Origin of the sequence: Hydrogenophaga sp. 2FB (assembly GCF_005503365.1) — a bacterium.
Taxonomy (GTDB): Bacteria; Pseudomonadota; Gammaproteobacteria; order Burkholderiales; family Burkholderiaceae_C; genus Hydrogenophaga.
Genome location: NZ_SCML01000011.1, coordinates 1 through 21,803, shown reverse-complemented (window position 1 = coordinate 21,803; position 21,803 = coordinate 1). Strand labels below are relative to the sequence as shown.

At 66.8% G+C, this 21,803-nt stretch carries 22 protein-coding genes and 1 pseudogene; 7 read left to right on the top strand and 16 right to left on the bottom strand.

Annotated features, from left to right (window positions below; genetic code table 11):
* Positions 1-13: 13 nt before the first annotated feature.
* The 4 genes from FFS09_RS08670 to ftsH all read right to left on the bottom strand — a co-directional run bounded on the left by FFS09_RS08670 (position 14) and on the right by ftsH (position 5,978).
* Positions 14-1,408, bottom strand: coding sequence for an SLC13 family permease (locus tag FFS09_RS08670; protein ID WP_137918465.1), 1,395 nt, complete (start codon positions 1,406-1,408; stop codon positions 14-16).
* Positions 1,405-2,298 carry a universal stress protein gene (locus FFS09_RS08665; protein ID WP_137918464.1) on the bottom strand — a complete coding sequence of 298 codons (894 nt, stop codon included), beginning with the start codon at positions 2,296-2,298 and terminating at the stop codon, positions 1,405-1,407. The genes FFS09_RS08670 and FFS09_RS08665 overlap by 4 nt, the downstream gene beginning before the upstream one ends.
* Positions 2,299-2,397: 99 nt before the next feature.
* Positions 2,398-4,122: a cation:proton antiporter domain-containing protein gene (locus FFS09_RS08660; protein ID WP_137918463.1), complete on the bottom strand. Its 1,725-nt coding sequence runs from the start codon at positions 4,120-4,122 to the stop codon at positions 2,398-2,400.
* A 38-nt stretch (positions 4,123-4,160) separates the two neighbouring features.
* Positions 4,161-5,978 carry an ATP-dependent zinc metalloprotease FtsH gene (gene ftsH / locus FFS09_RS08655; RefSeq protein ID WP_137918462.1) on the bottom strand — a complete coding sequence of 606 codons (1,818 nt, stop codon included), beginning with the start codon at positions 5,976-5,978 and terminating at the stop codon, positions 4,161-4,163.
* A gap of 186 nt (positions 5,979-6,164) precedes the next feature.
* Here ftsH and FFS09_RS08650 point away from each other — a divergent pair, with 186 nt between their 5' ends.
* The 3 genes and pseudogenes from FFS09_RS08650 (at position 6,165) to FFS09_RS31530 (ending at position 8,066) form a co-directional block, all read left to right on the top strand.
* Positions 6,165-6,593: a DUF4395 family protein gene (locus tag FFS09_RS08650; protein WP_171019926.1), complete on the top strand. Its 429-nt coding sequence runs from the start codon at positions 6,165-6,167 to the stop codon at positions 6,591-6,593.
* 77 nt (positions 6,594-6,670) lie between these two features.
* Complete coding sequence (locus FFS09_RS08645; protein ID WP_137918460.1) at positions 6,671-7,195, top strand: hypothetical protein; 525 nt, start codon at positions 6,671-6,673, stop codon at positions 7,193-7,195.
* 7 nt (positions 7,196-7,202) lie between these two features.
* Positions 7,203-8,066, top strand: a pseudogene (locus FFS09_RS31530) (DUF6671 family protein).
* A gap of 61 nt (positions 8,067-8,127) precedes the next feature.
* Here the strand turns inward: FFS09_RS31530 and FFS09_RS08635 are convergent.
* Positions 8,128-8,838: a response regulator transcription factor gene (locus FFS09_RS08635; protein ID WP_137918558.1), complete on the bottom strand. Its 711-nt coding sequence runs from the start codon at positions 8,836-8,838 to the stop codon at positions 8,128-8,130.
* Complete coding sequence (locus FFS09_RS08630; RefSeq protein WP_137918459.1) at positions 8,835-10,460, bottom strand: sensor histidine kinase; 1,626 nt, start codon at positions 10,458-10,460, stop codon at positions 8,835-8,837. Before FFS09_RS08630 ends, FFS09_RS08635 begins: the two co-directional genes overlap by 4 nt.
* 161 nt (positions 10,461-10,621) lie before the next feature.
* On the opposite strand from FFS09_RS08630, the gene FFS09_RS08625 reads away from it, so the two are divergent.
* Entirely contained in the window at positions 10,622-11,179 is a 558-nt protein-coding gene (locus tag FFS09_RS08625; RefSeq protein ID WP_137918458.1) for a metal-independent carbonic anhydrase family protein, read from the top strand.
* A 39-nt stretch (positions 11,180-11,218) separates the two neighbouring features.
* On the opposite strand, the gene FFS09_RS08620 is transcribed toward FFS09_RS08625, so the two are convergent.
* The 8 genes from FFS09_RS08620 to FFS09_RS08580 form a co-directional block, all read right to left on the bottom strand.
* The gene (locus FFS09_RS08620; RefSeq protein ID WP_137918457.1) at positions 11,219-12,124 is read right to left on the bottom strand and encodes a universal stress protein; all 906 of its coding nucleotides are present in this window, start codon (positions 12,122-12,124) and stop codon (positions 11,219-11,221) included.
* Between the two features lie 374 nt (positions 12,125-12,498).
* Entirely contained in the window at positions 12,499-12,789 is a 291-nt protein-coding gene (locus tag FFS09_RS08610) for a P-II family nitrogen regulator (RefSeq protein ID WP_137918455.1), read from the bottom strand.
* Positions 12,790-12,817: 28 nt separating this feature from the next.
* Complete coding sequence (locus tag FFS09_RS08605; protein WP_137918454.1) at positions 12,818-13,756, bottom strand: sodium-dependent bicarbonate transport family permease; 939 nt, start codon at positions 13,754-13,756, stop codon at positions 12,818-12,820.
* Between the two features lie 25 nt (positions 13,757-13,781).
* Positions 13,782-14,243 (bottom strand): universal stress protein, encoded by a 462-nt coding sequence (locus tag FFS09_RS08600; RefSeq protein ID WP_252374291.1) that lies wholly within the window; start codon positions 14,241-14,243, stop codon positions 13,782-13,784.
* 38 nt (positions 14,244-14,281) lie between these two features.
* A complete protein-coding gene (locus tag FFS09_RS08595; RefSeq protein ID WP_137918557.1) occupies positions 14,282-15,253 on the bottom strand; it encodes a TerC family protein in 972 nt (323 codons plus the stop codon).
* Between the two features lie 667 nt (positions 15,254-15,920).
* A complete protein-coding gene (locus tag FFS09_RS08590) occupies positions 15,921-16,415 on the bottom strand; it encodes a TerB family tellurite resistance protein (RefSeq protein WP_137918452.1) in 495 nt (164 codons plus the stop codon).
* Between the two features lie 313 nt (positions 16,416-16,728).
* Complete coding sequence (locus tag FFS09_RS08585; protein WP_137918451.1) at positions 16,729-17,235, bottom strand: universal stress protein; 507 nt, start codon at positions 17,233-17,235, stop codon at positions 16,729-16,731.
* The gene (locus tag FFS09_RS08580) at positions 17,232-17,690 is read right to left on the bottom strand and encodes an HPF/RaiA family ribosome-associated protein (RefSeq protein ID WP_137918450.1); all 459 of its coding nucleotides are present in this window, start codon (positions 17,688-17,690) and stop codon (positions 17,232-17,234) included. The genes FFS09_RS08585 and FFS09_RS08580 overlap by 4 nt, the downstream gene beginning before the upstream one ends.
* A gap of 146 nt (positions 17,691-17,836) precedes the next feature.
* Here FFS09_RS08580 and nhaR point away from each other — a divergent pair, with 146 nt between their 5' ends.
* The gene (nhaR, locus tag FFS09_RS08575; protein ID WP_137918449.1) at positions 17,837-18,757 is read left to right on the top strand and encodes a transcriptional activator NhaR; all 921 of its coding nucleotides are present in this window, start codon (positions 17,837-17,839) and stop codon (positions 18,755-18,757) included.
* Positions 18,758-18,781: 24 nt separating this feature from the next.
* On the opposite strand, the gene FFS09_RS08570 is transcribed toward nhaR, so the two are convergent.
* Both FFS09_RS08570 and FFS09_RS08565 read right to left on the bottom strand, forming a co-directional pair.
* Positions 18,782-19,000: a hypothetical protein gene (locus FFS09_RS08570; RefSeq protein ID WP_137918448.1), complete on the bottom strand. Its 219-nt coding sequence runs from the start codon at positions 18,998-19,000 to the stop codon at positions 18,782-18,784.
* Between the two features lie 120 nt (positions 19,001-19,120).
* Positions 19,121-19,582 (bottom strand): hypothetical protein, encoded by a 462-nt coding sequence (locus FFS09_RS08565; RefSeq protein ID WP_212745076.1) that lies wholly within the window; start codon positions 19,580-19,582, stop codon positions 19,121-19,123.
* Positions 19,583-20,101: 519 nt separating this feature from the next.
* Between FFS09_RS08565 and FFS09_RS08560 the strand changes: the two genes are divergently transcribed.
* A complete protein-coding gene (locus FFS09_RS08560) occupies positions 20,102-20,332 on the top strand; it encodes a hypothetical protein (RefSeq protein ID WP_171019924.1) in 231 nt (76 codons plus the stop codon).
* A gap of 39 nt (positions 20,333-20,371) precedes the next feature.
* Positions 20,372-21,322 carry a hypothetical protein gene (locus FFS09_RS08555; RefSeq protein WP_137918446.1) on the top strand — a complete coding sequence of 317 codons (951 nt, stop codon included), beginning with the start codon at positions 20,372-20,374 and terminating at the stop codon, positions 21,320-21,322.
* Positions 21,323-21,803 lie beyond the last annotated feature (481 nt).

Here is a 21,803-nt window from a genome sequence, read left to right as displayed (position 1 = left end):
AATGCGCGCACGATCACCCGAAAGCCGCACTCGCGACGGCGGCAATGACGGCGATGCACACCAGGTTCAGCACCAGCCCGCAGCGCATCATCGTTGCCTGCGATACCTGATCGGTGCCGAAGACGATGGCGTTCGGTGGCGTCGCCACCGGCAGCATGAAAGCGCAGGAAGCGGCCACCGCGATGGCCGACGCCAGCAGCGCGCCAGGCAGCCTGAGCGCCTCGCCGACCACGAGGAAGACCGGCACGAGCAGGGCCGCCACCGCAGTGTTGCTCACCAGCTCGGTCAAGAAGACGACGAAGGCCACCACGCCCAGCAACACCAGCAACGGCGGCGCGCCGTGCAACGCCTGTACCAGCGCATCGGCGAGAAATCGGCTGGCGCCACTGGAATCTATCACGCGGCCGAGCGCCAGCCCGCCGCCGAACAGCAGCAGCACGCCCCAGTGCACGCGGCGTTCGAGTTGCGGCCAGTCGATCGCACCGCCGGCCACCAGTGCCACCATGGCGGCCAGCGCGACGATGCTGTCGATGTCGGTGGTGATGCCCAACGCGCGCGCCAGTGGCCCGGCGAAGATCCATCCGGCGCCGGCGAACGCGAACACGCCGACGGTCAGGCGCCGACCGCGCGTCCAGACCAGCGGCTCGTCATGCAGCACCGTCCGGCCTGCCAGGCGCGGGCGCAGCACCAGGTACAGCACACCGACCGTCAGCGGCAGCAGCAGTGCCACCGCCGGCAGGCCGATGCGCAGCCACTGCGCGAACGAGATGCCGGCGTGCGCCGCAGCAATGGCATTGGGCGGGCTGCCGACGAGCGTGCCGATGCCGCCGATGCTGGCGCTGTAGGCCACGCCCAACAGCACGAAGGCGCGCTCGCGGGAGCCGACCTCTGAACCCTGCCCCTCACCGGGCTCTTCGCCCTGCCCCTCCCCCTGTGCATCACCTGCGCCGCGCAACAGACCCAGCGCCAGCGGCACCATCATCGCCGCTGCCGCCGTGTTGCTGATCCACAGCGACAGCGCGGCCGTCAGCGCGAACAACAACAGCACTGCCACCTCGCGCCGACCGCGCGCGTGCCGCAGCACGGCGCCCGCGAGCGCCCGGTCCAATCCCTGGTGCTGCAACGCCGCTGCCAGCGCAAACCCGCCCAGGAACAGGAAGATCACCGGATGCGCGAAAGACGCCAGCGCGGCCGGCACGGTCAGCAATCCGGCCAGCACCGCCAGCAGCGGCACGAGCAGCGCGGTGACGCTCAGGTGCAGCGCCTGCGTCATCCACAGCGAGCCGATCAGCGCGAACAGCGCCAGCCCGGCACTCAGGGCGTCGGGGTGCGGCGCGACGGCGTGCACCGCACCTGCCAAGACCACACAGCCCAGCGTGCGCGCGGCCGGGCCGGGCGCAGCGATCACGCGTCGCGCGCGGTGGACACCAGCACGTCGCCGGCGGACTCCGCGAGCACATGCTTGGTCACGCTGCCGAGCAGGAAGTCCACGACAACGCCCTGCCCCTGCTTACCGATGACGATCAGGTCGCAGTCGGTCTCCTGCTCCTGCTCGACGATCGCCAGCGATGCATCCTGCATGACCAGGCAGGGCTGCCACTGGCCGGGCCGCAGGCCAGCCGCAGCCGCCGCTTCGTGCAGGCGCTGGTGAGCGGACTGCCGCGCCTGCGTCCGGTATTGCTCGATGCGCTGCGTGTCGACGCCGGCCAAGCGCATGCGGCTCTCGAACGGCACCTCCCAGGCGTGCAGCAGCACGAGATGCGCGCCCGGCGCGACGCGTCGCGCCAACACGATCGCGGCCGCAGACGAAGCGGAAAAGTCCACCGGCACGAGCACGCGCCGATACCGTTCGTGGGCCTTCTGCTTGACGACGAGCAGCGGCCGCCGCGTCGTGCGCAGCAGCCGCTCGGCGGTCGTGCCCAGCGCGATGCGGCGCACGAAGCCTGCGCCGCGCGCGCCGAGCACGACCAGGTCGGCGACGATCGCATCGCCCTGCGCGCCCACCTCGGTCAGCACCGAACCGTTGCGCAGGCTGGTCTCGATCTCGGGGCCGCGCTCGTCGTGCAGGTCCGCCGCCAGCGCCTCGATCTGCCGGTTGGCATCGAGGATCAGCTCGGCCTCGACGCCGACGTCCGTGCCCAGCAGGCCGCGCAGGCGGTCGAGCGCACCGGCGTGCAAGACGTGGATCAGGTGCAACCGCGCCCCATGGTCGCGCGCCAGTCGCGCCGCACGCTCGGCGGCGTGGCGCGACGGCGCGGAGAAGTCGGTCGGGGCCAGAATCGTGGTCAGGGTGTGCATGTCGCGTGTTCCCATGGTGCTCTCGTTGTGGACAGCATAACGGCGTCGCCGGTTGCGGCCTTGTTGCTGGTCAGTCGCGACGCCTCAAGGCCTCGGTCCTCAGCGATCGGGTTCGGTCTCGGCCACCGGCCGGTAGCCCCTGTTCCTCACGCCCTGGACGATCTGTTCGATGTCCCCCGGCGCGACGTGCAGCATGTGCAGTGCCGTCGCCCCGAGTCGCAGACTGGCCTCGATCGCCTCGGGATGGGCATGGGCTGCGCCGGCCGCCACCAGCTGGCCACTCTCGTCCAGACTGCGCGCGCGTGCGATTACTGGCACCTGCGGGCAGGCCTTGCGTAGCAGGCTCATGGCCTTGAGCGCCGTGGCCGCCTCGTCGACGGTGAGGATCACCAGCGCCGCGCGCTCGACGTGGATGGCCGCCAGCAGGTCCGGGTCGGCGATGTCGCCGTAGCCCACCGCATGCCCGTCGGCGCGGCCCTGCGCGACACGCTTGGGGTCGGTGTCGAAGGCGACGAACGGCACGCCGCTGGCCTGCAGCAGCACTGCCACGGTGTGCCCGACACGGCCGTAGCCGCCGATCACCACGGGCGCGGACGCGTCGGCGGCTCCGGGCAAAGGCAACTCGGCCTGCGGCGCGCCGGGCGCTGCTTGCGCCGGCCCTGCCGACCTCGCAAGAAGGCCCGCGATCGCGCTGTTGAAGCGGATCACCACGGCGCCGGCCACCATCGCCAGCAAGATAGCGCTGATCGCGATCTGGCCCAGCCGCGCGTCAATGGCTCGCGCGTCCAGTGCGATGGCCAGCAGCGCCAGCCCGAACTCGCCGCCCACCGCCAGCAGCAGGCTGGTGCGCCAGGCCAGCCGCGGCGCCAGCCCGATGCGGCGCATCATCGCCGCGACGATGAGCGTCTTGGCCAGCAGGATCACCAGCGCGCCCAGCAGCGCCCAGTGCAGCACGGGCCAGACCGCCACGGGGTCGAAGCGCATGCCGATGCCGACGAAGAACAGGCCCAGCAGCACGTCGCGGAAAGGCCGGATCGCCGCCTCGACCTGGTGCCGGAACTCGGTCTCGCCGAGGATCATGCCGGCCAGGAAACCGCCGAACGCCAGCGACAGGCCCAGGCCGTCGGTCGCCCAGGCCGCGAGCAGCGCGATCAGCAGCACGGTCAGCGTGAACATCTCGGCCGAGCGCCGCTCGGCCACGTGGTGCATCAGCGGCCGCAGCAGCCAGCGGCCGGCGAGGAAGACCAGCGCAAAGGCCAGCGCACCCTTGGCCAGCGCCCAGGCCAGCTCGAGCGCCAGCACGTCGGCGGCCACCGCCACGCCCAGCGCCGGAATGATCACCAGGAACGGCACCGCGGTGACGTCCTGGAACACCGACATCGCCAGCCCGAGGCGGCCGTGCGGCGCGTTGTCTTCGCCGCGCTCCTTGAGCAGGCTGGCGATGATGGTCGTCGAGGACTGCGCGAAGGCCGCGCCGATGACGAAGGCCGCCGCACCGGGCACGCCGGCCAGCCAGGCCGCGATGCCCACCGCGGCCGTGGTGAGCGCGACCTGCCCGGTGCCCAGGCCCAGCACCTGGTGGCGCAGCGCGTTCAGCTGCGGCAGCGAGAAATTCAGGCCGATCGTGAACAACAGGAACACCACGCCGAACTCGGCCAGCGCCTCGAACTCCGGCACATGAATGGTCGGACCCACGGTGTGCGGCCCGAGGATCACGCCGACGAGCAGGTAGCCCAGGCTGGTGGGAACCTGCAGCCGCTGGCAGGCGAGCACGACCGCCACCGCCACCGCCAGCAACAGCAGGATCTGCGTCAGGTGCGCCATGAAGGGCCTATCACGATCGACGCTGCCGCGTGCACGGGTCAGGCCGTCTTCAGGTCCGTGGTCAGCTTGCGGATCGCCGGCTCGTCCAGCGTCTCCTGCTCCAGCAGCGCGCGGGCGCTGCGTTCGAGCACCTCGCGGTTGAGGTCGAGGATCGCGGTGGCGCGAGCGAAGCCCTCCATCACGAGGGTGCGGATCGCCTCGTCGATGCGCCGGCGCGTGTCTTCCGACACGGCCGGGCCGCTCTGAGCGAACGCGGCCGGCACGTCGAGCATGGTCGAGCGCTGCGCCTCGAGCGCGACATAACCCAGGCCCTCGTCCATGCCGTAGCGGCTGACCATGTCGCGCGCGATGTTGCTGGCCTTGGCCAGGTCGTCGGCGGCGCCGGTGGACAACTCGCCGAAGACCAGCTTCTCGGCCGCGCGGCCGCCCAGCAGCACGGCGATCTTGCGCTCGAGCTCGCGCCGCGTCATCAGGTAGCGGTCTTCGGTGGGGCGCTGGATGGTGTAGCCGAGCGCGCCGATGCCGCGCGGGATGATCGACACCTTGTGCACGGCGTCGCTGCCCGGCAGCGCCAGCGCCACCAGCGCATGGCCCATCTCGTGGTAGGCCACGGTCTTGCGCTCCTCGGGGTTGAGCACGCGGTTGCGCCGCTCCAGGCCGGCGACGATGCGCTCGACCGCGAGCGTGAAGTCGGCCAGCGTCACCAGATCGGCCTTGCGCCGCGTGGCCGCCAGCGTGGCCTCGTTGACGAGGTTGGCGAGGTCGGCGCCGGTGAAGCCCGGCGTCAGCGCAGCCACTTCGTCGAGATGCAGCCCCGGGTCCAGCTTCACCTTGCGCACGTGCACGCGCAGGATGTCCAGCCGCCCGATCTTGTCCGGCCGGTCAACGAGCACCTGGCGGTCGAAGCGCCCGGCGCGCAGCAGCGCCGGGTCGAGGATCTCGGGCCGGTTGGTCGCCGCCAGGATGATCAGGCCGACCGACGCGTCGAAGCCGTCCATCTCGACCAGCAGCTGGTTCAGCGTCTGCTCCTTCTCGTCGTGGCCGCCCATGCCAGGGAAGGCGCCGCGCGCGCGGCCCAGCGCGTCCAGCTCGTCGATGAAGATGATCGCCGGCGCCTTGGCGCGGGCCTGCTCGAACAGGTCGCGCACGCGCGCCGCGCCGACGCCGACGAACATCTCGACGAACTCGCTGCCCGAGATCGAGAAGAACGGCACCTTCGCCTCGCCGGCCACCGCCTTGGCCAGCAGCGTCTTGCCGGTGCCCGGCGGGCCGACCAGCAGCACGCCCTTGGGGATGTGCGCGCCCAGCCGCCCGTACTCCTGCGGGTGGCGCAGGAAGTCGACCACCTCCTCGAGTTCCTGGCGCGCCTCGTCGACGCCGGCCACGTCGGCGAAGGTCACGCCGGTGTCGGTCTGGATGTAGACCTTGGCCTTGCTCTTGCCGATCGACATGAAGCCGCCCATGCCCTGCTTGTCGGCGAAACGGCGCATCAGGAAGATCCACAGGCCGAAGAACACCAGCGCCGGGATCACCCACGACATCAGGTCGCGCAGCAGCGTGCTCTGCACGACGCGCGTGTACGGCACTTCCCAGCGCTCCAGCCGCTCGGCCAGCGCGGGCTCCACGCGGTTGGCCACCAGTGTGGTCTTGCGGCCCTCGGGCTGCTTCAACTGCCCGGTGATGCGGTTGTCGGAGATGGTGACCTTGGCGATGCGGCCCTCCTCGAGGGCCTTCTCGAACTCGCTGTAGGGCACGGCCTCGACCTGCGTCGCGGACTGCCACAGGTCCTGCAGCGTGACGAGCAGCATCAGGGCGATGACCCAGTAGACGATGGTCCAAGTCTGCTTCTTTTCCATGGCGGGTCCAAGTCGGATGGCAACGCTCGCCAGTGTGCCAGCCGGCAAGGCGTTGACGGCGCTGCGTGGGGCCGACCGTTTGCCTCAATGCAACGATTTTTCCGGATGATCACTCAGGAATAATCGACTTTACTTGTACGCGCACGCCTGGAGAATCCCGCCGGTACGTACTGCCAAGAGGTCACCTTGCTTCGCTTTGACATCCCCCAAGTCTGGTCCAACGTCATTCGCCTCGAGGCCTTGGTCAGCACGCTCGTCTGCGTCCTGGCCCTGCTCGTGTCGCCGTGGCTGCTGGGACTCCTGATCCTGCAAGGCGCCGTGCGCGGGTTCATCGGACACCACCGCTGCCCGTCACACCTGCTGTGGAAGGCCGCGCTCGCCCGTGTCGGGTGGTCCGGGCGGAAGGAAAATGCAGGCGCCAAGATGTTCGCCAACAAGATGCTGTTCTTCGCCAGCTCGATCTCGTTGGGCCTCTATGCCGCGGGCAGCGGCCTCTGGGTCGTGCCTGCCCTCGCGTTGATCGTGTTCGCGACCGCAGAGTGGGCACTTTCCTTCTGCGCCGTCTGCTGGGTCTACGGCGCCTGGTATCGCAGGTTCCCGCCGACTGGAGCGTGAGCTCGGGTCGGCAGCGCCATCGCTTCCCGCACGCCCCGGCCACGGCGCCCCGCCAGCGTCCCAGAAAGGAGCAAACGATGTCAAACGAGCCCTGTTGCGCGTTCTTGCTGGTCCGGCGGCTTGCGGACCTGGAACGCGCCGGCAGGGAAGCCGCGGCCTACCTGTCCACGCTTCGCCGACGCTCACCTGCCGCAGCGCTGGAAGTCATCCAGGGCATCTGGATCGACGAAACCGCAACGGCGAACCTGCCTCTCGCCTTGGTTCTGCCAGATGCCGCCGGCGCATCGCGCAGCGTTCGCATCACGGAAGCAACGGGGATCGAAGGCATTTGGATGCTGTACTGGCTGGAGGCCTCGGCACGCACCGTCTCGCGCGTCGACTTGGTGGCCGCATTGCGCGACTGTGTTGGCGATGGTGCGAGAGGCGTCGCAGGGTCTGCATCGCGCTTCGTCCCCGTGTTCAATGGCGATGCAAGCGAGGGTCGCGAACGCGCCGAACTGCGGCTTCTCGAGGCGCGTTATCCCGGTCTGGTGCGCCCTGCGGTTTGCTTCGCCGTCGACGGCGACCGTGTCCTGCCACCGCGCGCCATCGACCACGCGTGAACGTGCGATGACGGATGGCCCGCCACCCGACACGCCCTATGCGGGCCGACACGTCGCACTGCTCACGCAGCACGGCAAGGAACGGGTGATCGCGCCGGTGATCGAGCCGGCCCTCGGCTGTCTCGTGGAACGGGTCCGTGGCTACGATACCGATCGGCTGGGTACGTTCACGCGCAGCATCCCCCGCGCCGGAACCCAGCTCGATGCCGCTCGCAAGAAGGCCCGCATCGGGATAGAGCTGGCCGGAGTGCCGCTCGGGCTCGCCAGTGAGGGCTCCTTCGGCCCCGACCCGATGCTCGGCGTGATCCCATGGAACGTCGAGCTTCTCGTCTTCCTGGATGACGAGTCAGGGATCGAGATCGTCGGCTTCTCCCAAGGCCGGGCGAACCATGCACACCTCCTGGCCGGCGAGTGGGCTGCGGCCGAGGCCTTCGCCCGCCAAGTCGGGTTTCCCGCCCACCACCTTGTTGTGCGTCCCGAGGGGGAGAACGACCCGCGCCACCGCAAAGGGATCGCCGGCTGGGCGGACCTGGAAGCGGCCTTCCCCTAGGCACAATCCGAGGCGGCCGGCGGCCGGGTCTTCCTGGAGACCGACCTGCGGGCGCACGCCAATCCCACACGCATGGACATGATCCAACTCGCCGCGCGCGACTTGGCCACCAGAGTTCTGTCCCGTTGCCCGTCCTGCGGAGCCCCCGGGTTCTGGCTCGTCGAACGTATCGCCGGACTGCCGTGCCGCGACTGCGGCGCTCCAACCCGTCAGACCCGGGCCGACGTGCACGGTTGCGTGAGCTGCGCCCATCGCGCGACCCGCGAGCGCACCGATGCCCTGTTCGCCGATCCCCAGCGTTGCGACGAGTGCAATCCGTGAGCGGTGCCCGAGACCGCGCGCTGCTCGGTCGGCCGGGGCCGCGTGCAGCGCCCTGGGCCGATCAGTCGGCGGATGCCTCCAGGCGATAGCCGAGCCCACGTTGCGTGTGGATCAGGGGCCTGCAGCCGCCGAGGTCGATCTTGGCGCGCAGGCGTCGCACGTAGACGTCCACGACGTTCGTCAGCGGATCCTCGTTCACGCCCCAGGCGCCGGCCAGAATGCGCTCACGGCTGAACAGGCGTCCGGGCGCCGACATCAGCAGCTCCAGCAACGCGAGTTCGCGCGCCGTCAGCCCGATGGCGTTGCCGCCGCGGCTGACCTTCTTCGAGTCGCGGTCGAACACGAGGTCGTCGACGACGAGCTGCGAGGGCCGCTCGCCGGGCGGCGTACGCGCGCGCCGCGCCAGTGCGTCGATGCGCGCTAGCAACTCGTCGAAGTCAAAAGGCTTGGGCAGGTAGTCGTCGGCGCCCGCCCGCAGGCCGGCCACGCGCTCGTCGACCTCGCCCAGCGCCGTCAGCATCAGGATCGGCAAGGGGTTGTTCTCCGCCCGCAAGGTGCGGCACACCTCCACGCCATCCAGGCCCGGCAGCATCACGTCCAGCAGCACGACGCAGGAGGGGCCACCCTGACGCAGCTCGCGCGCGGCGTCGCGGGCCAGGGCCAGACCGCCCGGACCGTCGCGCGCCACCTGCACGGCGTGCCCCTCCGCGCGCAGGCCGCGCTGCAGGAAGCTGACGATGCGTGCGTCGTCTTCGATCACCAGGATGTTCATGCTGTCATCGGGCTCGCCGAAGGGTCCCCCAACCACTGCGGCAGCCGAACGCGGGCCGTGGTACCACCGCCGGGCGTGCTCTCGAGCGTGATCTCGCCACCGTGCGCGCGGGCCAGGGAGGTGGCGATGGACAGGCCCAGGCCGCAGCCGCCCGCGAAGTGGCGCCGCGCCTGCGCGCCCCGGAAGTGGCGTTCGAACACCTGCGGCAGCTCGTCGGCAGCGATGCCGATGCCTCGGTCCTCAACCCGCAGGTCCCACTGCGGCGGCTGATCCTGCGGCTGCAGCGGCTCGACCTGCAGCCGCACCATGCCGCCGGGCCGCGAGTAGCGCACCGCGTTGTCCAGCAGCACGGCAAGCAGTTGCTGCAAGCGCGGCGCGTCGCCCAGCACGGGCATGGCATGCACCGGCGGAGGCGCCGATTCCACGCGCACCTGCTGCGAACCCGCCAGCCCACGCGCCTGCTCCAGCGCGGCAGCGATGGGATCGCGCAGGTCGATGGGCTCGCGCCGGACGGCGAGCGCGTCGATGTCCTCCCGCGCGACGACCAACAGGTCGTCGATCACCTGGCCGAGCTGTGCGGCGGTGTCGGCGACGCGGCGCAACGAGTCCTTGTACTCCTCGATCGGCTTGTCGCGGCCGCGCAAGGCCACCTGGGCCTCGCCGCGGATCGCCGTGGCCGGCGTGCGCAGTTCGTGGCTGACGTCGGCGAACAGCTGCCGCCGGCGCTGGTCGACCTGCTGCAGCGCCGCCAGCGCCGCGCTCAGCTCGGTGGTGCGGGCCTGCACCAACTGCTCCAGGCGCTGCCGGGCCTGCGTCTCGCGCTCGCGGTGCTGCGCCAGCTCGGAGGCCATCGCGTTCATGCTGCGTGCCACGTCGCCGAATTCGTCCCGGCTGTCGATGGCGATGCGGTGCGACAGGTCGCCCCGATGCAGCGCGTTCACGCCGTCGCGCAATGCCGCGAGCGGGGCGCGCAGCGCACGCCCGAAGTAGCCGGCCAGCAACAGCGCGGCCAGGCAGAGCGCTGCGGAGGCGCCTGCCCACAGCCCGCGCGCCTGCGCGAGCGAAGCGTCGGCCGCCTTGCGTTCACGCGCCACCGCGGCGGCTTCGCGCTGCATGCTGTCGTTCAGGAGCGTGCGAAGGTCATCCCCATCCGGGCGGTCGAAACGATCGGACAGCGCCTGCCAGGCGGGGCGCGCATCGGCGTCCGCTTCCAAGGGCCGGATGTCGCGGCTCGCGATCTCAAGCGCGTCCACGGCCTTCTGCAGGCGCGCCAGCACGTCGGCGCGCTGCGACACTTGCGCCGCAGCACTGCCGGCTGCCGGCGATCCCGACGTCTGCCGCGTCAGGCCATCGAGCCTGCCGAGCGTCTGGCGCATGTCGGCCAGCAGCAGCTCGCGCTGGGCCGGGTCGGCACCCGCATTGGCCTCCCGCTGCGCGGCCCAGGACCGCAGCCGCTGCTTGGCCACCGACAATTCGACGAAGGCCACGTGGATATCGCTGGCCACACGCCCGCGCTGCACCTGGTGGTCGGCCTCACCGAGCCGCCAGAGGGCCACCGCGCCTTGCAGGGCCGAGGCCAACCCGAGCCCGGCCAGGGCCAACGTGAGCTTGGTTCTGAACATGTGTCATTGTCGCCGAGGAAACAGACCTCCAGCGTTGCGCTGCGCTAGCGTTCATGCGGCGTTCATGTTCCGTTCAGCCCTCCGTCATCCGCAGTTCAGGTCGGGTTCATCACGCCGCGGTGCAATACCTTCTCCAACCACAACGCACCGGAGTGCACATCATGAAGTTCCGTTCCGCCGCCCTCACCTCTACCCTCATGCTTGTACTAGGCACCGCCGCCGCGCAAGCCCCAGTAGTCAACAAGTCGATCACCGAAACCGAAGTCCTGGCCGCGCAACGCGCCTGGGGTGACGCCCTGGTGGCGATCAGCACCACGCACGAGCGCCAGGGAGCTGCCGCCGGGCGCCGGCTGGCCGAGCAGGTGATCGACGGAGCCTACGGCTACCAGTTCGGCCCGGTGCTGTTCAAGCCGACGCTGACCGAGGCGCCGCAGACTTTCCGCACCACGCGTTCTGGCGCACTGGCCTACTTCGTCGGCGGCGATGCCAGCTTCCCCAAGGATACCGGCTTCGCCCTCAAGGGCTGGCGCAAGGTGGACGTGACCAACGCGGCGATCTTCATCGCCGGCGACGTCGCCACCTCGATGGGCAACGTGTCGATCACCGACAAGGACGGCAAGGTCACCACCGTGGACAAGACCTGGAAGTTCCTTAAGGACGACAGCGGCAAGCTGCGCATCGTCGTGCACCACTCGTCGCTGCCGTACCGCGCCAACTGAGTGCGCTCCGGGCCGGGCTTTGCACCCGGCCCTGTCGCGCTACTTCTCGCGCACCAGCAGCAGCGCCGTGCGGCAGCGCGAGGCGACTCGCGCGGCCACGGAGCCCATGGCCGTGTGCCGGCTGGCGCCGAACCCCAGCGAGCCCATGACCAGCAGGTCCAGCCGGCTCTTCGTGGCGTGCGCCGCGATCTCGTCGCCGGGCACACGGCCGATGAGCCGGACTTCCTTCGATGCCAGTCCGGCGCCGTCCAGTACTTCGCGCACCGGCGCGAACACGCTTTCGAAGGCGGCCTTGTGCATCGCCTCGATCTGTTCCGGCTTGATGCCGGTCTCGACCGCGCGCTCCAACCAGCCCGGCACAACGATCTTCGTCAGTTCAGGGGCCATGTGGATCAGCGAGATCGCGGGAGCCGGGCCGAACAGCTTGCGGTGTCTGGCCACGAAACGCGCTGCCGCCAGCCCATACGGGCTGCCATCGAGCGCGATGCCGAGCTTGAGCGAATCCTTGCGCGGTACGGCACCCTCCCGCACTATAAGCAGCGGCTTGGTACTTGAGACGGCCACAGTGCTGGCAACAGAGCCGAGCAGCAGCAGCTTCAGGCCGGTGGCGCCGTGAGAGCCCATCACGATCAGGTCAGCCGGATCGTTGGCGACGATCGCCGCCAGTTTATGGACCACGTTGCCGACGACGTACCGTGCCGTCGTTGTCGCCCCTGCACGCTTGAGCGCGGCTGTAGCGGATTTTAAAGCCCGGGCCGCCTCCGTCTCATAGTAGTTCCGCACCACCTCCTTGCTCAAGGCACGGGAAACGCGCAATGGGACGTGGTACTGGATGTTGACCAGTTCCACGTCGGTCGGCTCCTCGAGGAGAGTGGAGCGCGAGGTGACGAAAGCGACGGCGGCCTTGCTGAAGCTGCTGGCGTCGACGGGCATGAGGATGCGCATGGGGATTCTCCGTTGTAGGTGGTTTGGGTGGTTTGGGATCGTTCAGTCGGCAGCATCATCCGCCCGTCCGCCACGTCGGTGGGTATCGAAGAAGCCGCACAACGAAACCGACGACAGGAAACGCACCGCCGACTGCTCGAATTCATACCAGAAGACGCCATGCGCACGCCGCCGGGCCGCGTGTGCTGCGAACCAACCCGCCTCGCCGCAGCCGCGACAACAGGAGTTCGAGGCAGGACACGGACACACGCAAGCGTGCACTGAACATGGGCAATGGTTGAAGGCCCGGCTCCTGCGCCAGCTCGAGCAGCGCGGCGACGGCCAGTCGGGCCTTCCCGGCGATGGGCATAGTGGGCTTTCGGGACATTTTTGGGTCAGAATTTCTCCGGCCGCAGCACCTCGACATCAGCCACGAACAGGACCATCGAGTAGTTGTCGTAGTAACGCTCGCGCAACGCCTTGCAGATGGCGCTGGCGGTCTGCGCGTTGCACAGCACCTCAATCCGGATGTTGGCGTGCGGGCCCCAGGTGGCGTCACGCCGGCCCCGACTGCCCTTGCCGCGCGCGTCGGTCACCGTGTAGCCTCGCGCATCCAGCGACTCGAGGTCGCGCAGAAGCGTGGTCTCAAGCGCGGCCTCGCACACGACGGTCAGCAGTTTGATCATGCCTGTTTCCGGTAATTGCATTACATACTCACTGTACGACTTGCTGCGCGAGCCGGTGATACAGCGGGATGCCGACCAGCAGGTTGAACGGAAAAGTGATGCCCAGCGCCGCGCCGATCGACAGGGCCGGATTGGCTTGTGGAACTGCCAGCCGCATGGCCGCAGGCGCTGCGATGTAGGACGCACTGGCGTACAGCGTGGCCAAGAGCGTCACGCCACCGACGGACAGACCCAGCAACGCGCCGGTGGCCAGGCCCAGGCCGGCGGAGAAGAGCGGCATGACGGTAGCGAAGACGAGCAGGAATGGCCCGGCGCGGCGCAGTTCGCCGAAGCGGCTCGCCGCCACCAGGCCCATTTCGAGAAGGAAAAACGCGAGCACGCCCTTGAACAGGTCGAAGAACAGGCGATCCAGTGGCTCGATGCCGCCGGGGCCTGCGAACCAGCCGATGGCCAGTCCTCCCAACAGCAGCACGATGCTCTTGCCAGCGAGCACCTCATGAAGCACCTTTCCCCAAGGTGTGCCGGGCTCGCCGCGCCGTGCCAGCAGGACGCCGATCACCAGCGCCGGGAACTCAAGCAGCACGAGCATCACCGTCATGTAACCTTCGCCCTCATGGCCGAGGCGAGCCAGGTAGGTTGTTCCAACCGCGAAAGTGACCACGCTCACCGATCCGTAGTGGCCGGCGATCGACCCCGCATCGGCTCGCGGCAAACGGCCGAAGCGGCGCAGCACCGGGTAAGCCACCAGCGGGATCAGCGCCCCTACGGCGACCACCACCAGCGCGGGAAGCGCGACGGTGGCAAGCGGGTAGCGCGCCAGTTCCACCCCGCCCTTCAGGCCGATGGCCAGCAGCAAGAAGATGCTCAACGACTCGTAGAGGACACCGGGAATGCGCAGGTCCGAACGCAAAAAACCGGCCAGCGCGCCCAGCAGGAAGAACAGGATAACGGGCTCGAAGTGCGGCATCGTGCGGCGATCAGTCCGGGTCGGTTCAGCGCACGATCAGTACCGGCACCATGGCGAGGTGCACGACCTTGTAGGCCACCGAGCCGAGCAAGAGCGACTCGGTGGCAGTCAAGCCGTGCGAGCCGATGGCAATACCCTGGCTGCCGAGTTCCCGCGCCAACGCGTCGATCTCCTCGGCCGCATCTCCCATGCGTGCGTGCAGCCGCCACGCAATGCCCATCTCATCCATGAGAGCGCGCGCGGCGGCGGAGGCGTGCCAGCAGCGCCGCGCGAACTCCGCCTCGGCAGCTTCCTTGACCAGCCAGGGATGGACGTGCACCAGGTCGACCTCGGCGCGCGCTTCAGCGGCAATCAGCCGCGCCGCCATCGATGCGGCGCGCAAGGACCCTTCCGAGCCGTCAACGGCGACGAGCCAGCGGTCGGCATGAGCCTGCTGGGCTGTGCCCCAACTGGCGTACACCAGGCGGCCGTGTTCGTCACGGGCCATTCGGTCCGGGGCGGGGATCGCAGTGGGCGTGGTGTTTGTCATGTCGCCGGGCGGTCGGGTTTACGGGCAGAGAATTTGAGGCTGAGCAGAATGGAGACCAGAATCACCGAGCCGACGATGGCCAGCGACCACTGCACCGGCATGTGGAACCAGGGCGCCGCGAGCATCTTGCCACCGATGAATACCAGGACCAGCGCCAGGCCGTACTTGAGCAGGTGGAAGCGCTCGGCCATGTCGGCGAGCAAGAAGTACAGCGCCCGCAACCCCATGATGGCGAAGATGTTGGACGTGAAGACGATGAACGGGTCGGTGGTGACCGCGAAGATGGCCGGGATGCTGTCGACGGCAAACACCAGATCGCTGACCTCGATCATCACCAGCACCAGGAACATCGGTGTGGCCCAGCGAACACCGTTGATGCGCACGAAGAACTTTTCGCCGTGGAACACCGGCGTGATGCGCATGTGAGCGCGCAGCCAGCGCAGCAGTGGGTTCTTTTCCAGGTCGGGCTGCTTATCGGCGAAAACCAGCATTTTGATACCGGTCACGATCAAGAACACACCGAACACGTAAAGGATCCAAGCGAACTCGCTCACCAGCCAGACGCCGGCCAGGATCATGCCGGCGCGCATGACGATCGCACCCAGCACCCCGTACAGCAGAACGCGCCGCTGTAACTCCGGCGGCACGGCGAAGTAGCTGAAGATCATCACGAAGACGAACATGTTGTCGACTGACAGCGTCTGTTCGATCAGGTAGCCGGTGATGAACTCGAGCGTCTTGCGGTCGGCCATCTCGCGGCCAACGTTGGCGTCCAGGTACCACCACATCAGCGCCGCAAACGTGAAGGCCAGCGTGACCCAGGCCGCTACCCAACTGCCGGCCTCCTTGACGGAGACCCGGTGCGCCTTGTTGCCGCCGAGGACGAACAGGTCCAGCGCCAGCATCGCGAGCACGAAGACAATGAAACCGGCCCACATCGGGCCAGTGGCGAAGGAGTCTATGTTCATGGCAAGGCGGGAACGCGGTGCAGCCTTGCAGCATCGGCGCTCCGTTTCGCTGGGGGTTGGGATGTTACGGGGGAACGCCACGCGCCCTGCAGCGCGGCGACGCCGATGATGTCCATGGGGCAACCGGTCACTGCCGGGCCTCCGCGCGCTGCCAACGCCGCGATGGGCCGTCTCACCGTCTCGCGCTCTACGCTTACCAGCGGTGCAATAGCGCGTCGGCGCATCGCGAGCTTTATCTGGACGCTCGAATGACCGTTGATCGACGTACAGTGCGACCATCGCCACAGGGAGCGAGTGCGCCTGAACTCGACTGCTACGCTCGCCGGCTCATGTGTTGCCGCCCCCGACGCGTACCTGCCCAGGCGGAGAGGACCATAGCCGAGCACGCGTTCACCGCCGTCGGCGTAGGTTCGGTAGGATTTCAAAATGGCAGTGGGCATGACGTGGAGCGGCGCCAGCCCTGGCATGCCTTCATCAAAGAACATCGCCCCCGCCGGCGGGCGGCGAAACTGCAAGCTAACCGCGCTTGCGAGTGCCTTTTCACTGTCGGGCGAGCCCAATAGAACCGGTGCGCTGCTATGTCGGCGGTCTACCGGCGCAGATGGGATCCGCACGCGATACGGCGGCGCTTGGGGACAGGATGTCACGATGGGTTCTCGTCCGATCTTCATTCTCGAGGAGCAGTGGTCTCAGGGTGAGCGCGCGAATGCACCTGGAAGTCCGAGCCGTACAACATGGGTTCGAGCAGATCGTGGTCGTCGGGATGCAGACTCCAACGATCGATCGCGGCCATCAGCACGAACCGCTCGCCATCGTCGATCTGGCAGTCGGCTTGAGCGACGGCTGTACACAGGCGCAGCACGAGGCGCCGCATTCCGTCGTCGACGACTTCGTCCAGCATGCGGTCCAGCAGTTCGCTTGGGATGCGTACTTTGTTGCCGCAGCGGGTCGGACCCAGCAAGTCCGCGCACAGGTCGTGGATCACGCCATGCCACTGCTGCCGGGTCAGGCCGAGCCGTTCACGGGCCTTGAGCGCGTCAAGCGCCGCAGTCTCGACCGTCTCTATGCGGCCGTTGGCGATCAGCGCGAGCGCAACGATCCGTGCCGCGGCCTCGGCACTGTTGAGGGGATACGCGCGGAGCAGCGGGTTGGGGGCGTTCATGTTGGCGCTCCGTTCGGAGGGGCAGCCAGGGTGCCGCCAGAGGCAGCTATCCCAGCACCAGAAGCTGGACGTCGAAATCCGGACGTGTGCGGGCACGGGTTCTCATGGGAGGGTTCGCGCAGAGAGATTGCGGAAGAATCAATAAAAAAAGACCCGTGGCGCGGAATGTAGGGCGTCGCTGGCAACGTCGGCGTGTAGCACTGTCGCCCACCCCCGGCGCCGGCGGTCACTGTGGGTAGTGGAACAGTGCCAAGCAAGCGGCGCGGCAACAGGGCCGAAGCGACCGGGGCCGCTGGGATACGGCGCTGCGCGCTCATGGCCCGCTCACCCATAACAAAGCCATGCCAACCCCCAAGCTGGCCGGGATGCCGACCCGCGCGAGCACGCCGGCCGGGGCGCCGACGATCACCTCGATCGGCACTGAGCAGTGGTCGAGCAGCCGGTTGGTGAGTGAATTCTCGACGGCGCGCACGAGCACGCTTTTGCGCGCCGTGCCGATCACAATACGGTCGCAGCGCAGTAAGCGTGCCGCGTCAGCGATACAGCGCGCCTTGTCGCCAACCTCCACATGCACGCGGTAGGCAATACCAGTTGCGTCGAGCAGTTGCCGCGCCTCGGTGAGCGCTTTGGCGGCGTCTTCGCGGTGAAAATCGGCGCGCAGTTCCCGGCTGACGTAACGCGCCACATAAGCTGAAAAGGGCGGCTGCACATTCAGCAGGTGAACCAGTTGCACGTCGCCGCGGTGAAACCTGTCGATGGCGTGCCGCACCGCCAGCAGAGCGTTGGTCGAACCGTCGCAGGGCAGTAGGAGTGTGATCATGTTGATGACTCCAGAAACGGTTGAAAAGTGCCCGGACTTGACCGATGGCGGCAGTCCAGGCGGGCGGGATACTCACTGTGGAAAAATCGGCTTCGCCAGCGGCATTCGGTCTCGGGACGGCCCGGCTCGCTCATGCGGTGTCTTCGCGGGAAGGGGTGGGTGCGATCGAGGTGCTTGACGGCCAGCCGGCCGACGCGGTCTGCGGCACGGTCGATGGCGACGTACATATCGGCGCCGACGCTCTCGACCACGGCGTCGGACGCTTCGAGCAGGTGGAACTGGATGCGGCAGTGCATGTCCACCCCGCCGCACGACCCCTTCTCGTCACCGATACGGACCGAGACCGGCCGGATGCGGTCGCCGTAGTGGCTGAGGACGAAGCCCAGCTGACTTCGGACGTGCCCGCCCAGCGCCTGCGTCACTGTGAACCCTTGACCGTGAATGTCGACAACCACTGTGCACCTTTTGTTTCGCCGTCAGTGGCGATACACAGAATCTAGGGCCGGACGTCGTCCGCGAAAAGCAGATTGTTCTACTTCAATCGTACCGAAAAACCATACAATTTGGCCGACCTCTCCCGCAGTTTTCGACTGCGGCACTCATGAACTACAAACACCTCCACTACTTCCATCAGGTGGCCAAGCTTGGAGGTGTGCTGCGCGCCAGCGAACAGTTGCACCTGTCGCCACAGACCATCAGCGGGCAAATCCAGTTGCTCGAGGAGGCGCTGGGCACGCCTCTGTTTGCCAAGAGCGGGCGCGGCTTGGTGCTGACCGAAGCCGGGCGCATGGTGCTGGGCTACGCCGAGAACATCTTCTCGATCGGCGCCGAGCTCAAGGAGGCCGTGCGCGACTACCCCCGCAAGGGCAGGCTGCTGGAGTTCCGCGTCGGCGTGGCCGATGCCGTGCCGAAGACGATCGCATGCCGACTGATCGAGCCGGCCACGCAGTTACCGGAGCCGATTCGCATCGTCTGCCGCGAGTGGAAGCTGGACACGCTGCTGGGCGAGCTGGCCCTGCACCGACTGGACCTCGTAATCTCCGATGCGCCGATCCCTTCCGCCGTGAGCGTGCGCGCCTTCAACCACAAGCTGGGTAACTGCGGCGTCAGCTTCTTCGCGGCACCGTCGCTGCTCGAATCTTGCAAGGGTCAGTTTCCGACCTGCCTCGACGGCGCGCCTCTTCTCATGCCTGCCGAGGAATCGGCAGTCGGACAGCGATTGCGGTCTTGGCTGCAGGCGCGCTCACTGCACCCCCGGGTCGTCGGCGAGTTCGACGACAGCGCCCTTGCAAAGGAGTTCGGGCGCCGAGGCCTGGGCATATTCGTCGCTCCCACCGTGCTCGAGCGGGACATCGAGAAGCAATACGGCGTGCGCGCGCTCGGCGCGACGCCCGAGGTTGTGGAGGAATTTTTCGCGATTTCTGTCGAGCGTCGAATCACGCACCCATGCGTGACGGCGATCACCGAGGCGGCACGCAACGAGCTTTTTACACCTCTCGCGCGGAGGCAACTCGCAAAGTAGGCTGTCGCATGGGCGCTTCGCACGTCAGCACGTCGGGTCGTGCAGGATGGCTTGCGGCAATGGACAGGAAAAGTAGTCAGCGACAGAGCACAGGGCCTTGTACTGGCTGTCAACGGAAGGTGTTGACCAAGAAGCGCGCTGGCGGCTGATGCACACGCCTTGCTCGATGAACTCGGCGCACACCTGCGACATGCGGTAGGTCTCGTAGGAGTCCTTGTGAATCTGGCGGATGCGCGCGGTCATCAAATGCTGCGCTGGGACGAAGCGCGTTCACGCCAAGTGCAGAACCTGCTGGCGTAGACATCGAGCACGCGGCACATGGAGCGCACGGGAAAGTCGGCCTGGTTCGCCATCACGAGTCGGTCACCGCTCGCACTCGACTTCTTTTGAATATCTGCCGCGCTCGACTTCGATCTCCACTCTGCAGTCTGCGTCTCGATACTCCCTTTTCCCCTTACTGCGACGGCGGTCGTCATCATCATCATCGTCATCGTCGCGATAACGCACGTGCTTGTCGTACCAATCGTGGCGCACGAAGTACACGGGCACACCGCAAGCATCGTACTCGCGGCAGTACTTCCGCCAGTTTTTCCGGTGCCCTGAAGGCACCCACATGTAAATCGGTTGCGGCTGGACGAACACTGCCCGCGACTCGATGATCAGCGGCTGCCGAATGATCACCGTTGGTCGCGCAACGCGGCCGATGTCAATGCGACCGAACACACCTGGCTGACTGAATTCCACGGTCACACCGACATCCCTGGCGTGGGCGGCGGGCATCATCGCAGCAGCGGCTAGCGCAAGCACGAAAACTCGCTTGATCATGGTAGGTTTTTTGATGTGACTGAACGGGGGACAAGGGAGGTAAGGCAACGGTCGGTCCGCGGGCACCTTGCGGTTGCAAGCCACACATTCAGACTACATGGCGGTAAGCGTTCGACAATACCCCTGCAACTGCGCCGCGAGGCAATTCATGACTTCTGGTCAAGCTTGTCCCGCGGGGTGAAATTCGTGTCGGATGCGATTCGACGCTCCGTGTTTCAAGCTCGTTCCGAGCCTCCTTCGAAAGCCTGACATCCTGGGCCTGCCGGCGTTAGGGTGCCCATCTCCAACGACGAAACGAGACTGCGCCGCCATGGCTGGACAGGCAGTGCAATGCGGCTCGCCTACGTGAGGCATCAGAGATGCGGTTGGCAAGCACCCAGGCGGAGTCCACACCAACCTGCTCACAACAATGCGCAGCAGCGCGCAAGAAATAGCAGGCCCCATCAAGTTTGATGTTCATCGGCCGATATTTCTGACAATACAAGCTTTCAAGAAATTTCGTGGACGCGTCACAACCGTATGGTCGGCGTCTACTTGGCGATCAAACAAGTTCAGGTTGCCTTGCAGGTGCCGTTTGCAGTCCCGAAGAATGTGATCGACTTCCGGGGTGTGGGCATCATCGCATGGCTCAATTGCCTGACCCGCACCCTTTCTCTGGCCAGCATTGGAAGTCTCGGAACAAACGTCAGCGCATTGGCTGGAAATTCGGATATCCCTTGGGGAGGGCAGCGTTGGGTTGCGGCTCCTTAAATCATCTCGGGCCCCTCGCCTGGTGCACTTGGAGTCTCCATGTTCGAATCCTCTCAAGGCATGTATGCCGTCGTCTTTTTCGTGCTGGTTCTAACGGCTGCCGGCTTTGCTGCGGCCTACTACACATTGCAGAGCGAGGCCACCGAGATGCGCGGGCAGCATGGGGCACTGCTCGGCATGGCAAGACTCCTGAGCGGCCTGATCGATGAAGTCTGCGCTTCTTGGGTCGGGATGCCCGAAAGGGAGGAGGACGGTGAAGAACTGCTCGCGCTGGCTCGTACGGTCGCTCAATGTATGCCCAAGCTCCTCAGCAACGCTGGGGCGCGTGTGCGCCATATCGGTCTTCAGCGGTACAAGTTCACCCAGGATGATTTCGTCGCCGCGGGCTTGGCAAAAGAGTATTCGCAGGTCCCACATCGGCTGGCCACGCTCGATGAGCCCGCGCTCTCACAGCTCTGGGAGAGTCGGCGCATGCTGGACCTGATGTCGATGCTGCGGTTCATTCAGCCGCGCCTGTGCTCGTCCGGATCAAGGACCCCAAACCCCACAGAGGCATCGAGCCAGGGCAACCCGCTTCTCTCCATGCTGCGTGAGGAAGCCGACGCGGCGGTCATCTGTGCCGCGATGGGGGAACAGATTCAACTGCTGAATGCGGGAGCAGAGCCGACCGACCCGAACCCCCAAGGTGAGCAGGCGCTGCAAGCCATCGTCGAGGCGCTAAGTTTCAGGCGCAATGGCCTGGGCAAGCCATTCACTTTCGCGGTCCTCGTACTGGCGCTCTCAGGACGAGGGCTGGAGGAGCTGTACCGGGAATGCCGTCACGACGCAGAAACGGTCAATGGCAGTTGGCGTCCACAGTTCAACGGGTTGAGGTCCTACATCGAATCCCTACCCGGCTGGGACGGACGGCTTCCATTCGCGGACATGATGGTGGCCACTCACAACTCGTATGTCAGTCGCGCACTGAGTGTCCTGATGCGTGTGTCCTGACATCCAGGCAATCTTTAGCAACTGCATCCCGACTTATGCCATTCTTGGAAGTTGACGGTGCCCAAGCCACCGAGTGGTAAGGATTCAAAATCCCACAGCTCAACAGAAGCGAAGCCGCATCACTTCGCCGTTACAACAAGTGATGCATAGACCCGATCTGGGTCAACTCTGAGGCTCAGCTACACGGACTCGATCCAGGCAGCACTTCACGCGCATAGGCCGATCGCAACGCAACTACAAACCTGGTGAGCAGGCTCCATAGCCATTTATTCTGGCGCCGTTTGGGCCTTTCCATCGCTGGGAATGCTCGAAGTCACGCCCTCTGCACCTTTAACAGGTAACACAAGTATGAAGCAGGCCCCCTTGCCTGACCCTGTACCCGATTCAGTACCGCGCGGAAGTAGGGATTTCCGGCTCCTGACCCTGTACCCGATTCAGTACCGCGCGGAAGTAGGGATTTCCGGCTCCTCTGAGATCGTCA

Excerpts from the sequence above, each read along its gene's own strand:
- FFS09_RS08665 (WP_137918464.1), bottom strand. The coding sequence starts at position 2,298 with ATGCACACCCTGACCACGATTCTGGCCCCGACCGACTTCTCCGCGCCG.
- FFS09_RS08660 (WP_137918463.1), bottom strand. The coding sequence starts at position 4,122 with ATGGCGCACCTGACGCAGATCCTGCTGTTGCTGGCGGTGGCGGTGGCG.
- ftsH (WP_137918462.1), bottom strand. The coding sequence starts at position 5,978 with ATGGAAAAGAAGCAGACTTGGACCATCGTCTACTGGGTCATCGCCCTG.
- FFS09_RS08645 (WP_137918460.1), top strand. The coding sequence starts at position 6,671 with ATGTCAAACGAGCCCTGTTGCGCGTTCTTGCTGGTCCGGCGGCTTGCG.
- FFS09_RS08635 (WP_137918558.1), bottom strand. The coding sequence starts at position 8,838 with ATGAACATCCTGGTGATCGAAGACGACGCACGCATCGTCAGCTTCCTG.
- FFS09_RS08630 (WP_137918459.1), bottom strand. The coding sequence starts at position 10,460 with ATGTTCAGAACCAAGCTCACGTTGGCCCTGGCCGGGCTCGGGTTGGCC.
- FFS09_RS08625 (WP_137918458.1), top strand. The coding sequence starts at position 10,622 with ATGAAGTTCCGTTCCGCCGCCCTCACCTCTACCCTCATGCTTGTACTA.
- FFS09_RS08620 (WP_137918457.1), bottom strand. The coding sequence starts at position 12,124 with ATGCGCATCCTCATGCCCGTCGACGCCAGCAGCTTCAGCAAGGCCGCC.
- FFS09_RS08610 (WP_137918455.1), bottom strand. The coding sequence starts at position 12,789 with ATGATCAAACTGCTGACCGTCGTGTGCGAGGCCGCGCTTGAGACCACG.
- FFS09_RS08605 (WP_137918454.1), bottom strand. The coding sequence starts at position 13,756 with ATGCCGCACTTCGAGCCCGTTATCCTGTTCTTCCTGCTGGGCGCGCTG.
- FFS09_RS08600 (WP_252374291.1), bottom strand. The coding sequence starts at position 14,243 with ATGGCCCGTGACGAACACGGCCGCCTGGTGTACGCCAGTTGGGGCACA.
- FFS09_RS08595 (WP_137918557.1), bottom strand. The coding sequence starts at position 15,253 with ATGAACATAGACTCCTTCGCCACTGGCCCGATGTGGGCCGGTTTCATT.
- FFS09_RS08590 (WP_137918452.1), bottom strand. The coding sequence starts at position 16,415 with ATGAACGCCCCCAACCCGCTGCTCCGCGCGTATCCCCTCAACAGTGCC.
- FFS09_RS08585 (WP_137918451.1), bottom strand. The coding sequence starts at position 17,235 with ATGATCACACTCCTACTGCCCTGCGACGGTTCGACCAACGCTCTGCTG.
- nhaR (WP_137918449.1), top strand. The coding sequence starts at position 17,837 with ATGAACTACAAACACCTCCACTACTTCCATCAGGTGGCCAAGCTTGGA.
- FFS09_RS08570 (WP_137918448.1), bottom strand. The coding sequence starts at position 19,000 with ATGACCGCGCGCATCCGCCAGATTCACAAGGACTCCTACGAGACCTAC.
- FFS09_RS08565 (WP_212745076.1), bottom strand. The coding sequence starts at position 19,582 with ATGATCAAGCGAGTTTTCGTGCTTGCGCTAGCCGCTGCTGCGATGATG.
- FFS09_RS08560 (WP_171019924.1), top strand. The coding sequence starts at position 20,102 with ATGGTCGGCGTCTACTTGGCGATCAAACAAGTTCAGGTTGCCTTGCAG.
- FFS09_RS08555 (WP_137918446.1), top strand. The coding sequence starts at position 20,372 with ATGTTCGAATCCTCTCAAGGCATGTATGCCGTCGTCTTTTTCGTGCTG.